Genomic DNA, 14,003 nt, shown 5'->3' with positions numbered 1-14,003 from the left:
CGCGCGTACGCAACGACGCACAGCTGCGGGAGTTTGTAGAGCGGGATCTGGGTGACGATATCGAAGCATCCGGTTCGGCTATCGTGGTGCGCCCGCAGCGACCGACGTCGATCCTGCTGGGAAACGATCTCATCAGTAAGCTCAAGGAAAAGGGCGCCAAGCGCGGTCTTCCGTATCAAACGATGCTCAAGATGATCGTCATGGAGCATCTCGACGAGTACTGACTGCAGTTGCCTCGATCTGCTCCGGCCGCGCCTTCACCGCACGCAACTCGCACGTGCCGGAGGGAACCATCCGGGCCGCGCTCTCGGGACGTGGTTCCATTTGTTTCATCTCGCTAGATCTCGATCATGCAGCCGGTACCTACGCTTTGATCATTACGAGGATCATCTTGAACCGCGTGAGCGCTTTGACCGCGTGGGGCTGATGAGCCGGAAGTAAGAAAATTTCTCCCGCCTTTACTCTGTTGGCGAGCCCGGAGATCGTGATCTCAGCCTCTCCGTCGACCATCAAAATGAGCGCATCGAACGGCGCCGTGTGCTCACTGAGGCCCTCGCCCGCATCGAAGGCGAACGCCGTTACGGTCCCGGTGGGCTTCTTGATCAGGGCTCGGCTCACGACAGCGCCAGCTTGATATTGGACAAGATCGGACTGGGTGATGGCGCCGGCAAGCTCGCTTTCGGTGCCTCGATCTGACGGCATCGGTGACTCCCTTCCTCCCAGTCTCCCCGTTTACTGGGCCTTCAGCCGCTTGTTGAGGTAGTGCCCGGCCAGGCGCGCGACCTCTATCCCCGAACAGGCAGCCTGGTGTGTGCCCATGCCGGCACCGCCGGCGTCGGCACCGGCGTAGTAGAGCCCGCGAATTGGCGCCGTCGAACTGGGCTTCATCTTGCCGCATTGGCCGACGACCTGACCGAGGCCGACGCACTCGCCGCCCTGGCCCGGCAGGACGCTGTCCCGCGTCATGTTGCTGATGTCTCGCGGCCCGGCGTATTCCCTACGCTCCGTGGCCTCCCAGATTTCCGGGAAGAACTTCACCATCTGCTCGTCCATCCGCTTCCACAAACCCTCGATCTCCTTGGCTTCAGGGTTCGGGGAGCAGATGGTGCCGGAAACCAGGACCTGCTTGCCCGGAGGCGCCGCCTCTGCGTCGTAGAAGGAATGGTTGCACATGAAGAGGATCACCTCGTCGGGGATGTGGCCGTCCTTGACGCGCCGAAACCGCTCCATGTTCCACCAACTGTCGTCGGCGTAGGCCACATACATGGCCACGTCCATCACCGGTTTCTTCAGGAAATAGCGGATGCTGGTGAAACCCCAACCCGGCGCCAGTCCCTTGATGTAGTTCAGGTAACTACGATCGAAGTGTTCCTGGCCGACGAGCTTGAGCACGGTCGGCTGGATGCCGGCACTGCTCACCACTACCGGGGCTTTGAAGGTTCCCTTCGGGGTGACCACGCCAGTGACGGCGCCATCCTCGACGATAATCTTCTCGACCTTGGTATTGCGTATGAGGTCGCCGCCGTTCTTTTCGAACTCACGCATCATGACGTCGGTGAGCATGCCGAAGCCGCCCGGGTACTGGCCGCCGCCGCCCTGGAGCATGATCTGCTTGAGAATGACAATCTGCTCTGAAGCCGCGACCAAATCGATCGGCTCGGCCAGCGAGGCGTTGGCGTGGAAGGCCATGTAGCTGTACAGCTCGTAGGGGATGTCGTAGCGCGAGAGAAACTCGTGCATGCTGACGTTGTCGAAATCGTTCACGCGCTCGTCAGGCATCGTCGCGATGTCGGTCATGAAGGCGATGGTTTTCTGCTGCGCCTCCGCGCTGATGTCCCAGAGCCGGAAGAACGGCGTGGCGTCGGCCATGGCCTGCGCCTGCGACACCAGCCTGTAGTCCTTCCAATCCTTGCGCCGGTAGCAGATTTTGATCACGTCGCGCGTGTCGTCGGGCCGCAGGGCGGGCCGAAAGTCGCTGCCCACCCCCAGCTCGTTGAAGATCGATTCGAAGGCGGGCTGACGCATGGGAACCTGCCCGTGCGGGAAGAGATCGTAGGCGTAGCCATCTTTTTTGATGCTCACCATCTTGCCACCGAGAAAACTGTTCTTCTCGATCAGCAAGGTGTGGATGCCGCGCTTCTGGAGCAGGGTAGCGCACGAACCTCCGCCCGGTCCGCTACCGATCACGATGACGTCGTAACTCTCCCTCGCCATACCGTTGCCTCCTTGTGAATGGGGTTAGTGAAAATCCGAAAGGGTGTGTCGATTGTCTCTCCCTCGAGTCGTGATCATCTCGTGATCATCTTCTCCACGGCCGAGAGCAGTCGATGATGCTTCTCGCTGTCCGACATCACGACATCGAGCAGTGTGCCGAGAAGATCTCCGTCCGTCGGGGGAAGCTGGGATTTGAGCTGGCGGCAGGTCTCGATGGTCTCCGTCTCGTGTTTTTGGAGCGTCTGAGTGAGGCGATGCAGCTCAGCGACATTCACGCCCTGCGGGACCACCCGCTCTTGGCTCGAGGGGTGCTCCCGCAACCACTTGGCTACAGTAGTGAGGAGGAGATGGTGCATCTCCTCCTCAGTGAGAATATGGCTCACGAGAAAGCCGGCGGGACTGTCTCCCAGCTTTTCCGACAAGGTACGGTACTCTGCCAGGATCTTCCCTTCCTCCGCCGCGTGGCGGTCGAAGGTTGCGGCGAGGGATTCCCGCTCGTTCTTGCTGTTCACGGTGTTTCTCCTTTTGCCCTCTCAATTACTTGAGATAGGTTGCCGTGTACTTCTCCAACTCGGGTGTCGGCTTCCACCACTTTTTCACGCCCATGTCTTCGGCGACCTTGTTGGCGGCGAGATACCCCGGCCCACCGAGCACCAGGCCTCCAGGGTACGTGGATGCGCCGCATACGTACAGGCCCGAAATCGGTGTGCTCGTGCTGGAACACTCTTGGTTGGGGCGGAAGCAGCCCAGCTGGACGGGTTTGTAGTCGCCGTGCTTGATCGAACCGAAGCGCATGCGCAGGCGCGTCTCGATGTCCTTGGGCGTCTCCATGTTGGTGGCGACGAGGTTGGCCCGCGTCATGTTCGGCGCGGCCTTCTGCCACCGGGCCAGCATCGCGTCCTCGACGTCCTTGCGCTCGTCCCAGCCGCCCTTGATCCCGTACGGGGCATGCGTCTGGAAGAAGGAGATCTGTCCCGGCTTGCGTGCCAGATGAGAATCGAAGAACGTCTCGCAGGTGGAATGGCCGCCGAGATTCTTCAGGTCGAGCTTCCCCGCCGTGACGTTGTCCCAGTGCGCTAGAACCTGGGCGGTGCTCTCGAAACCGAAGATCGTCATGAAGGACTCGTTCACCCATGGATCATCGCAGGCATAGCGCGGAGCCTCGCGCGAGGCCACGTGCAGGGTGTTGAAGCTCCACTTGTCGTACTTCCAGCCCTCCACCGCTTCGGCGAGGTCGCTGGGCAGATTCTGCTTGCCGACGAGGTCGAAGAAGGTGCTGTGCGGGTCGAGGCTGGAGATCACGACGTCGGCGTGCAGCGTGCGGCCTTCCCAGAGTTCGACGCCGGCGGCGGCGCCGTTGCGCATGATGATCTTGTTGACCTGAGAGGAGTCCAGGATCGTCCCGCCGGCACGCAGGAACTCACGGGCCAACGACGCGGCCAGCTTGTGCGAGCCGCCCTGGCAGTAACACTTGTTCATCCCCCGGTCGATGAGTAGCGGGACGAAGAATCCCATGCCGGTCTCTCTGGGATCCAGCCCCCACATGCAGCAGGTGTAGAGCAGGAGCGCGCGTATGCGGTCGTTTTCGAACGTGTCCGTGATGATGTCCAGCGGGCTGCGTTCGGTAATCTCCATCATCTCCCTGCCGAGGTCCGTGCGCTGCATGGCCATGGAGATGTCCAGCGGCGACATGGGCGGCAGATAGGTGGCCGGAACCACGACTTCGCGGGCGATGCGACGCCACTGCCGCATCACCTTCCCGAAAGCGACGGCGTCCTTCTGCGAGAACTTGTGCATGGAGTCAATCGTGTCTTCGATCATGCGCGTCAGCTGCAGCGACTTGCCGTCCTCGAAGAGCATTGCCGTCTGCAGGTTGGGTTTGATCCAGACCAGGCCGTGACGGCCGAGATCGAAGTCCCGCAGCACGGGCATGTAATCCACCATCATGTGGTAGATCGCGTGGATGTTGGAGTAGTAACCCGGATAGAGGATCTCCTCGGTCGCGAGCCCGCCGCCGATCTCGTAGCGACGCTCAACCAGCGCAACCTTGAGGCCGGCTTTGGCCAGGTAGGCCGCGGTGATCAAGCCGTTCGGTCCGGCGCCGATGATGACGACATCCCATTCGCTTTCCGCCGGAAACTCGGAGAAAAAACTCTGGGGGTGGGGTTGGCCAACCAGTTCCTTCTTTGCCATGGCATTCCTCCTGCTTTTCCAGCTCAACCAAGTTTGGCGGAAATCTTGCCTTCTTGTGGCATGTACCAAGGTGACGGGTACCACCACTTGCCGGGTTGGGCGACGCCGTCCTCGATGAGAATGTGCATCAGGTTGTAGCCGACGGCCATCAGGCACAGGCCGCCGGGATGCGCCGCCGACTGGTGCGCCAGGTAGAGGCCGTCGATGCCCGGTACGCGATAGCGCGAGAGTTCCGGCAGTGGCCGTTCGTTCCACCACTCGTCGCGGTCACAGCGGGTGCCGTACCACGAACCGCCCATCATTCCCGTGTTACGGAGTTCCTGCTCCCACGGCGTCTCGCCCAAGATCCGTACCAGGTTCGGTTCTTCGACATTCTCGACGACACAGGCGAGGGCTTGGCGCATGTACTCGTTCCACTTTTCTTTCTCCCGGTCCATCGCGTCGATACCTTCGACCTGGTACTCGGGGGTGGGCACCATCATCCACAGCGGCCCGTTGATGACGTAGCCTTCGCGGGTGCACTGCGGGTTCGTCGGATCGTACAAGTTACTGGACACCATACCCCACATCGCCTTATCCGGCGGCAGCGTGAGGTTCGCCTGGTGTCCCAGCACGTCGCGAACATTCTCGAAGTAGATCTCGCGGCTGTCAGAGGGGAAGAAGGGGCCGAGGAACGGGTACTTCTCCGCCGGCTGCCGCTGATACTTGGGACGGTAGCGCAGTTCCTCACGGGTGAGAAAGTGCGTCATATAGAGACTGCCGCCCTTGAGGCTGAGGTCCTTGATGCGCTGGATGAAACCGGTGTCCAGATGCCGCGGACCGATCATTTTGAGGAAGGTCGGCTTGATGTGCGCCGCGCTGATCACCGCTTTGTTCGCCCAGATCTTCTTGGCGCCCCAGGTTGCGTCGTCGCGCAAGCGCACGCCGGCGGCGCGCCCGTTCTCGATGATGATCTCCTCGACCGGGCAGCAGGCGCGGAATATCGCTCCGTTGGCGACCGCGCAGCGAAAGAGCGCGTGGTAGTAGCCGTGCATGTTGCCGCGCGCGGCCACCGGTTTGGCCACCGCCGGCGGGAACACGGTGGCCACGCTGCAGAGCGCCGGGATGGCTACCCCTTCCATGTGGCCGTGCGCGCCCGAGACCAGCGCCGTCCACGCCATGTTCACCTTGAACGGTTCCGTTTCACAATGCTCGTCCATCAGGTCGAACATCGTCATTTCCATCAGTTCCCGGCTCCACACCTCGGGCAGGTGCTGCTTGTACACCTGCATGTAGGGGATGGTGTGTTCGTTCAGCTCGACGCCTTGGGGATGCGGCGGGCACCAGAACGTGGCGCGCATCAGATCTTTGTAAAACGGCGGATCGGTCAAAAGGCCGGTGATCTTGGCCCAGCCCATCTTGTCTTTCTCGGTGATCGGCGACATCCCGTCGCGGGTGAACAGATAGCGATCGAAATCCATCGGGAGCGGCACACTAGGGTCCCAATCCATCCGGAAGCCGTAACGCCACAGTTCGAGTTGCTCCCAGCCCGGGGCAGATCCGCCATAGTTGGCGATGGCGTGAGGCTGGATACGCACCCCGGCTATGGGTTCGACCGTCTCCTGCGCTCCGCCACACTCCGGCCGCTCCTCCAGCACGCAGACGCTCAGTCCGCACTTCGCCAGATACGCCGCGGTCGTGGTGCCGTTGTGACCGGCACCTATGATAACGACATCGTACCGTTCTTCCTTACCCATCGTTCACCTCCGTCGGTTAGGTTTCGCTTCTTGGCAAAAAGGGGGAAAGTCAGCTTTTCATTTGAGATACGTTTTTATGTACCTGTCCATCTCCCGAGTGGGCTTCCACCATTTCTTGACTCCCAGATCCTCGGCCACTTTGTTCGCGCCCAGATAGCCGGGACCACCGAGCACCAGACCTCCCGGGTACACCGACACGCCGCAGACATAGAGACCTTCGATCGGGGTGTTGGTGCCGGAGCACTCCTGGTTGGGGCGGTAGCAGCCCATTTGCAGCGGCCGGTAGTCGCCGTGCTTGATGGAGCCGCGGCGCATGTTCGGGAAACGGATCTCGATCTCCTCGGGATCCTCCATGGCGGTGCTGATGATCTTGTCCGCCGTCAGATTCGGCGCCGCCTTCCGCCACTTCGCCAGCATGGCCGCCTTGATCTCCTCGCGGTGATTTACCCAGCCGCCCTTGATCCCGTAGGGCGCATGGATCTGGAACATGGACACGTACTTGCCGGGGCGGTCGCTCAACGTCGGGTCGAACAGACTCTCGCAGGTCGAGTGGCCACCAAAGCTGTTCAGGTCGATCTTCCCCGCGGCGACGTTGCTCCAATGGTTCAGGAGCTGCTCCACGCTTTCTATGCCGATGACGGTGGCAAACGACTCGTTGATCCACGGATCGTCGGTGACGTACTTCGGTGGCTCGTCAGCGGCGATGTGGAGGGTGTTGAAACTCCACTTGTCCCAGGCCCATCCTTTTACCGACTCCTTCAGCGTAGCGGGCAGATGCTGCTCCCCGACCAAGTCGAGGAACGTGGAGTGCGGGTCCAGGGTGGACATGACCACTTTGGCGCGCAGGACACGGTCCTCGTGCATGATGTGCACGCCGGCCGCCCGCCCGTTCTCCATGAGGATTTTGTCCACGGTGGCCGCTTCCAGGATCAAGCCGCCGTTCTTGACAACCTGGCGCGCCAACGCACTGCCGAACTTGTGAGAGCCGCCGTAGCAGTAACACTTGTTCATGGCGCGATCGAGCATGAGGGGCACCATGAAGCCCATACCGGTCTCGCGCGGATCCAACCCCCACATGCAGGTGGCATACAGCAGGAGCGCACGGACCTTGTCGTGCTCGAAGGTCTCCGTGATGAGCTGCAGCGGGCTCAGTTCACCGATCTCCAACATCTGCTGGCCGACCTTGGTGCGCTGCATGGCCATGGTGATCTCGATCGGATCCATGGGCGGGATGTACGTGGCCGGTGCGATGATGTCGTCGACGATCTTGCGCCACTCGCGAATGACCTTGCCGAAGGTCACCGCATCCTTGAAGGAATACTTGCTGATGGAATCCTTGGTGTCCTGCACCATGCGCGTGAGCAGCACCGACGAGCCGTCCTCGAACACCATGCCGGTCTGGGAATTCGGCTTGATCCAGGTGAGCGCGGGACCGTCCAGCTCGAAGTCCTGGATCGCCGGCATGTAGTCGACCATCATGTGGTAGAGGACGTGAGGGTTGGACGAGTAGCAGGGATAGAGGTTCTCCTCGGTGGCCAACCCGCCGCCGGCCTCGAAACGCCGCTCGCACACGGCGACGCTCAAGCCGGCCTTGGCGAGATAGGCGCCGGCGATGAGCCCGTTGGGCCCGCCGCCGATGATCACGACGTCGAATTCGCTTTTCTTGGGAAACTCCTCCTGCATGTGTCCGAACACATCAGTGGGGTCGTATTTGAACTCCGATTTGTATTTGAAGTCTGACATCATCCGCCTCGTGCCTGCGCGTTAGCCGCGTTTCGCGGAGATCTTACCCGCTTGGGGGATGTACCACGGCGACGGGTACCACCACTTGCCGGGTTCGGCGACGCCGTCCTCGATGAGGATGTGCATCAGGTTGTACGGAATCGCCATTAGGCACAGTCCGCCCGGATGCCCAGACGTCTGGTGCGCGTGGTACAGTCCGTCGATCGGTGTGCGGTAGCGAGCCAACTCCGGGATTGGCCGGTTGGTCCACAACTGGTCTTCATCGTGGCGGCTGCCGCACCACGTGCCGCCGATGATGCCGGTGTTGCGGAACTCGACATCGCGGCCGGTGGCGCTCCAGTGGTGGATGACGTTGTCGTCTTCGAGACCGTCCAACATCTGGCCGTAGGCCTTGCGCATGTACGCGTCCATTTCGGGCTTGTGCCTGTCGAGGGCGTCCTCCCCCTCCTTGTGGTAGTCGGGTGATGTGACCGCCATCTCGTACGCTTGTGAAATGTAGCCGCGCGCGGCCGGATAGTTCGCCTGGCAATCGGTCGGGTCGAAGCTCTGCGGCGGTGCCTGGAACCACATGGCGTGTTCCGGCGGCACCGTCGGCTGGCCCTTCCTACCGTCCACGTCGGCGACGTTCTCGTAGTAGATCTCGCGCGAGTCGCACGGATAGACGCCGAGGAAGGGCTGCTTGTTCTCGCCCATGACGCGGTCTTCCCGCGCCCAATTCGGCTTCAAACGCAGCTGATTCTTCGTATGGAAGACCGAGACGTAGAGGGTCTGGTTCTTCAAGCTGACGTCCTTGATCTTCTGGATGAGGCCGGGATCGAGGTGGCGTCGCCCGACCATCTTGAGGAAGACTTGGTGGATGTCGCAGGCGGCGATCACGGCCTTGTTGGCCCAGATCGTTCTTCCGCCCATGGCTGCGGTTTCTCGCAACCGTACGCCCACGGCCCGCCCATCCTCGATGAGAATCTCATCGACCGGGCAACTCGTCCGCACCACCGCGCCTTTGTGCACAGCGGCGCGATGGATGGCGTGGAAGTAGCCGTGCAGGCCGCCGCGCGGAATGCTGTTCTGGCCGGTGTTGGGCAGAGTCAGGAGTTGCACGCAGAGGGTCGCCGGAATCGCTACCCCCTCCCAGTGGCCGGCGGCGCCGGACGCCCAGGCGGCGAACGCCATGCAGGCCTTGAAGTGCTCGGTCTCGCAGTGCTCGTCGAGCAGATCGAACATCGTCATCTCGCGCAGCTCGTGGGTGTACATGTCCGGCTGGCGCTGTTTGTAGACCTGCATGTAGGGGACGTTGTCGTCCGTGATCTCGACTTCGGGAGGATGCGGCGGGCACCAGAATGTGGCGCGCATCAGCTCCTTGGTGAACGGCGGTTGGCCGAGCAGGCCGCCGAGCTTGGCCCAGCCCATCTTGTCCTGCATGGAAATGGGGCGCCAGCCATCGGTACAGGCGAGAGCGGCCAGATCCTCGTTTTGCGCGTAGTCGGGGTGCCAGGTCATGCGGAAGCCGTACTTGTGCAACTCCAATTGCTCGAAGCCCGGCGCCGGCGAGGCGTACATCAGCATCGCGTGCGGATAGATGCGCACGCCCGGGATCGGCTCCTGCGTTTCGCAGGCGCCCCCACACTCCGTGCGCTCTTCCAGAACGCAGACGCTCAAGCCGGATTTGGCCAGATAGGCGGCGGTCGCCATGCCGTTGGGACCGGCGCCAATGATGACGACATCAAACCGTTCATCTTTGCTCATACGTGCCTCCGCAAGCCACTCAAGAAGCGGTATCCTGCTACACGTACCCGTTTTCGCGTGCCTGCGTGATGTACGCCGGCTCCGTCCACCATTTCTGGATGGCGAAATCCTCGGCGATGGCGTTGGCGCAGTTGTACCCGGGGCCAAAGAGCACCATGCCGCCCGGGGCCACACTGGCCCCGCCGAGATAGAGGTTCTTCACCGGGGTGCGGTACTGCGAGCAGTCCTGGTTCGGCCGCAGGTAACCCATCTGCAGCGGGTGATAGGCGCCTTGCTTGTAGCTGCCTTCGACCATGTTGGCGAACTTGTTCTGAATGTCCGCCGGCGTGGTCAGATACGTCCAGAGCACTTTCTCCCGTGTGACGTTCGGCGCGTAGCGTTGCAGCACCGCGAGCTGTCTCTCGACTGTCTCTTCGCGGTACTTGTGGTTCAGCCAGCGCTCGGAGCCGCCGTCTTTCAAGTCGAACGGCGCCATCTGCGAGATCAGCCCGGAGGCTCGGCCCGGCGGCGCCTGGTAGGCATCGTGGATGCTCGGGAAGCAGCAGTTGTAGCCCGCGCTCGCCGGCATCTCGCCCTTCGCCATGGCGTCCCAGTGCCCTTTCAGCGCGGCGAGGTTCTCGTAGCCGAGGACGTGGATGAACGCCGTGTTGAGGTCGGGTTGGGAGGCGGCGGCCTTGAAGCTCGGGGGCTCGGCCATGGCCAGATGCGACACGGCCAGACTCCATTTCTCCCACTGCCAGATCTTGATCATGTCGACGAATTCGCTTTCGAGCTTGTCTTCGCCGACGTACTTCAGGAACGTCTGATGCGTGTCGATGGTGCTCACCACCGCGGTGTTGGCCATGAACTGCGTGCCGTCCTCCAGCTCCACGCCCTTCGCCGCACCGTTTTCGACGATGATCCGTTTGATGCGAACACTGGTGCGGATCTGCCCCTTGTTCTCGAAGATCGATTTGAGCAGCGCGTTGGAGACGCGATGCGAGCCGCCGGCCACCAGCCGATAGTTCGACATGCGGTTGAGGTAGATGGGGACCATGTAGCTGACCCCGGACTGGGCGTAATCGAGGCCCCAGTGGCAGGCCATGTACAGCATGAGCGTGCGGACCTGCTCGTTCTCGAAGCGCTCACAGACGATCTCCTCGGGCGTCTTCTCGGTGTACTCGGACAAGGCGCGGCCGAGCTCGGTGAGATCCGCCTTGGCCGCCATCAGCGGCGCGGCCTCCATCGGCACGTAGGTCTGCGGGCCCAGGATGTGCTTCATCAGCTCCTCGAAATGGCGCTGCATGTCGCGGTAGCTGTCGGCGTCCTTCTTCGAGAACTTGGCGATCGAGGCACACGTGCGCTCCACGTCGCGGTAGATGCACAACGACCGGCCATCGGTCAGTGGCATGGCCACCTGCAGCTCCGGACAGATGTGCTTGACGCCGCGCTCTTCGAATTGGAAATCCGAATAAACCGGCGCGTAGTCCACCATCATCATGTAGACCGCGTGGGTGTTGTGGTAGAAGTCGGGAATCGTCACCTGTTCGGTGGCCAGCCCGCCGCCGGCCTCGAAGCGCTTCTCCAGCAGCAGAACCTTCTGTCCCGCTTTGGCGAGATACGCGCCGATTGCCAGCCCATTGGGACCGCTGCCGATAATGATGACATCGTAGGTTTGCGCCATGTCTGTGCCCTCGTAGTCTGAGAGTGTTGGCTAGGCCACCGTGTTTATCGGGGCGCCGAAGCTTGCGCCCGTTTCTTGACGATCTTGATCTGCTCGACCAACGAATCCGGCTCTTCTTTTCCTGGCTCCTCCCACGGTTTGGCGAGCCCGAGATCTTTGGCGATGATGCGGTAGCAGTTATACGCTTCGGTCGATCCGGCGTTGGAGCCCACGTGCCACGAGCCTCCGGTGGCGTAGAGATGCTTGATCGGGGTGCGGTGGTTGGCCAGCTCGGGCGTCGGGCGGTTCTCCTCGATCTGGAACGGGGATCGGTCGATGCCTGCCATGGTCCCGTTGATGCCGAGGTTGCGCATCCGGGTATGATCGAAGGCGCAGTTGGTATCGACACCGATGACGTTGTCCCAATTCATGTTCGGCGCGTAGTCCTCCCAGAGGCCGATGAGCTCGTCGGCGTAGCGCTTCTTGATCTCCAGCCACTCCTTCTCGGTGTGTGCGCTGGCCGGCGGGCCGAGCTGCTCGTTGTACACCACGTGCTTGCCCGGCGGGGCAAAGGCGGGATCGACCAGGCTGTGGCAGCCGACGGTGGGGGCGTAATCCTCCAGCGGCGGGAACTTCTTGAGCTTCTGATAGAAGCACTCGCGGGCGATATGCATCGGGTCGGGGTCCGGCTGCATCCCCAGCCACTGGCACTCGTGGATGTCGGGGTTGAAGGCCTCGGCCTTGTACTTGGGTGCTTGGTGGACGGCGAAGCTGTACCACATCAGGCAACCGAACGTATCGTCCAGCAGCTTCACGCGCTTCTTCAGCAGGTCGTCGCAGTGCTCCGCGCCGATCAGTTCGAAGATGAGCTGCCGCGGCGAGAGGGTACTCGCCACGAGCTTGCGCGCCGCGATCTCGCTGCCGTCGGCGAGGCGGATCCCCGTTGCCGTCCCGTTCTCGATGATGGCGCTCTTCACCTCCACGTTGGTGAAGAAGCTGCAGCCCATCTGGACGAGGAGCTGATGTGCGGCGTGCGCTATCTGGTGCGTGCCGCCGCGGTTGAACCCGATCGTGGGCAGGGTCAGCGCCATGCCCATCGTGTACATCCCGTAGCCGGGCTCGTTGATGTCGATGACGGAGGAGACCGCGAAGCGCAGGATGCAGGACTGCAGTTCCGGGCTGTCGAACCATTCCTGGGCCGCGCGCAAGCCGTTCGCTTTCATGGACAGTGAGTCGGGGACCAGGCCGGCCTCCATGAGCCCGGGGAACATCATCATCTTGCGTTCCTCGACGGTGCCGGTGAGTCGGTCCTCCGCCGGCAGGAAGAGCGAATCGATGAGCACGCGCAGATACTCTTCGGATTGGGACATCTTGTAGAGCTTGCGCCAGGTCTCGGCGTCCCGCTGCGAGAACCGGGCGATCTCCTGTGCCGTGCGTTCCCACGTCGGATCGTGCTTCTCGCTGTAAATCGCCAGACAGTTCTCCTTGTCCTTGAACACGAACCCGTCACTGCAGGTGTGCTGTTCCCATTGCGCGCCGTAGTCCCAGAACTGGGGGAAATCGCGCCAGACCGGCGCGTAGTACCAGGGCAGAATGATGTTGGCGTGGGTGTTGCCGCGAAAGCCGGGGGCGGAGAGCTCCTCGGTGGCCAGGCAGCCGCCGATCTCGTGTCGCCGCTCGAAGATGCCGACACTCATGCCGCCATACTTGATGAGATACAGGGCCAGCAGCAGCGCCTTGTTCCCGCCGCCGACGATCACGGCATCGAACGTCTTATCAGCCATCATGAACTCCTTCGATAATCTTGATTCCGCGGTGAGTGCGGGGACATGCACGCGGTGTGGTTCAGAAGTCACCGGGATGCACCGGTTCCTTGAACCAGGCGCGTAGGTTGAACAGGAAGGAAAGCACCGAGAGCTTCATCATCGCCTTCAGGAGCATGCGCAAATCCTTGTGACTCAGCCCGCCGCGGATCTTCCAGCGTACCGGCTTGGTGGTTTGCAGCTCCATGATGAGATAGTCTCCTTGGCGCCTTAACCCGATGATCTCCGCCACCAGCTCGGCCTTTCCCAAGCCGGTCGATCGCATCAGCATCGCTCCGTGACTTTCCTGCTTGGCGGCGGGAGTAGGAGGTTCCTGTTTGCTCGAAAGTCGTTTTTCCTCGGTTACGGGAGGACGTTCTTCCATTTGTGCAACCGCTCCTGGTGTGGTGCGTTCCATCAGGCCGACGCCAAGACGTATTTTTCCAAGATTCTATTGAAAATATCCGCCGTTAGGGCGCGCGCTTTCTTCAGTGCCGGGTTGGAATGCAGCACGATCAAGTCGTCCAACTCTTCGTCTGTGAACAGCTCCGCCCATACCTGTTCGGTCAGTTCGATGGCCCACTTGAACTCCTCATGGTAATCCTTCTTCGCTTTCCTGAGGTCGTCCGCGAAGCGCGCGTTACCTTCCTTTTCCGCCTTGGTGATGAAATAGGTCAGGGCACATTCAACGATGCTCGAGTAGTGCTTGTGGGACTCTGACTCTTCCAGGAACTGCCGGACTTTTTCCCTGCTTGCCATGGCGCGCTTCCTTTACGGTTGGGACAGTGTTCTCTCGGCTACTCCAATTCCCCGATGTCTGGCGGTCGGGGCCTTTTCCCGCATCACGGATTCTCCCGAAGCAGCCCACAGACCAGACAAACAAACGTTTGTTTGGTTACTTCTGATGGGCCTGGTTGTCAAGCGAATTCT

Annotated in this window: 12 protein-coding genes; 1 reads left to right on the top strand and 11 read right to left on the bottom strand. The window is 61.6% G+C overall.

Annotated features, from left to right (window positions below; translation table 11 throughout):
- Positions 1-224: hypothetical protein (locus VF515_03930; protein ID HEX7406784.1), on the top strand; the 224-nt coding region annotated here is incomplete at its 5' end.
- 139 nt (positions 225-363) lie between these two features.
- Here the strand turns inward: VF515_03930 and VF515_03925 are convergent.
- From VF515_03925 to VF515_03875, 11 genes are all read right to left on the bottom strand, one after another.
- Positions 364-702: a cupin domain-containing protein gene (locus tag VF515_03925; protein ID HEX7406783.1), complete on the bottom strand. Its 339-nt coding sequence runs from the start codon at positions 700-702 to the stop codon at positions 364-366.
- A gap of 30 nt (positions 703-732) precedes the next feature.
- Positions 733-2,214, bottom strand: a complete 1,482-nt coding sequence (locus VF515_03920) for an FAD-dependent oxidoreductase (GenBank protein HEX7406782.1) — start codon at positions 2,212-2,214, stop codon at positions 733-735.
- Between the two features lie 74 nt (positions 2,215-2,288).
- Positions 2,289-2,726: a hypothetical protein gene (locus VF515_03915; GenBank protein HEX7406781.1), complete on the bottom strand. Its 438-nt coding sequence runs from the start codon at positions 2,724-2,726 to the stop codon at positions 2,289-2,291.
- 25 nt (positions 2,727-2,751) lie between these two features.
- Positions 2,752-4,407, bottom strand: a complete 1,656-nt coding sequence (locus VF515_03910; protein HEX7406780.1) for an NAD(P)/FAD-dependent oxidoreductase — start codon at positions 4,405-4,407, stop codon at positions 2,752-2,754.
- A gap of 23 nt (positions 4,408-4,430) precedes the next feature.
- Positions 4,431-6,143, bottom strand: coding sequence for an FAD-dependent oxidoreductase (locus VF515_03905; protein HEX7406779.1), 1,713 nt, complete (start codon positions 6,141-6,143; stop codon positions 4,431-4,433).
- Positions 6,144-6,200: 57 nt separating this feature from the next.
- Positions 6,201-7,889, bottom strand: a complete 1,689-nt coding sequence (locus tag VF515_03900) for an NAD(P)/FAD-dependent oxidoreductase (GenBank protein HEX7406778.1) — start codon at positions 7,887-7,889, stop codon at positions 6,201-6,203.
- Positions 7,890-7,907: 18 nt separating this feature from the next.
- The gene (locus VF515_03895; protein ID HEX7406777.1) at positions 7,908-9,629 is read right to left on the bottom strand and encodes an NAD(P)/FAD-dependent oxidoreductase; all 1,722 of its coding nucleotides are present in this window, start codon (positions 9,627-9,629) and stop codon (positions 7,908-7,910) included.
- Positions 9,630-9,666: 37 nt separating this feature from the next.
- On the bottom strand, positions 9,667-11,292 hold the full coding sequence (locus VF515_03890) for an NAD(P)/FAD-dependent oxidoreductase (protein ID HEX7406776.1): 1,626 nt from the start codon (positions 11,290-11,292) through the stop codon (positions 9,667-9,669).
- A 44-nt stretch (positions 11,293-11,336) separates the two neighbouring features.
- The gene (locus VF515_03885) at positions 11,337-13,058 is read right to left on the bottom strand and encodes an NAD(P)/FAD-dependent oxidoreductase (GenBank protein HEX7406775.1); all 1,722 of its coding nucleotides are present in this window, start codon (positions 13,056-13,058) and stop codon (positions 11,337-11,339) included.
- Between the two features lie 58 nt (positions 13,059-13,116).
- Positions 13,117-13,359 carry a hypothetical protein gene (locus tag VF515_03880; GenBank protein ID HEX7406774.1) on the bottom strand — a complete coding sequence of 81 codons (243 nt, stop codon included), beginning with the start codon at positions 13,357-13,359 and terminating at the stop codon, positions 13,117-13,119.
- 131 nt (positions 13,360-13,490) lie between these two features.
- Positions 13,491-13,832: a hypothetical protein gene (locus tag VF515_03875; GenBank protein ID HEX7406773.1), complete on the bottom strand. Its 342-nt coding sequence runs from the start codon at positions 13,830-13,832 to the stop codon at positions 13,491-13,493.
- Positions 13,833-14,003: the final 171 nt, after the last annotated feature.

Source organism: Candidatus Binatia bacterium, assembly GCA_036382395.1.
Lineage (GTDB): Bacteria > Desulfobacterota > Binatia > HRBIN30 > HRBIN30 > JAGDMS01.
This window is presented reverse-complemented; position numbering and strand designations above follow the sequence as displayed.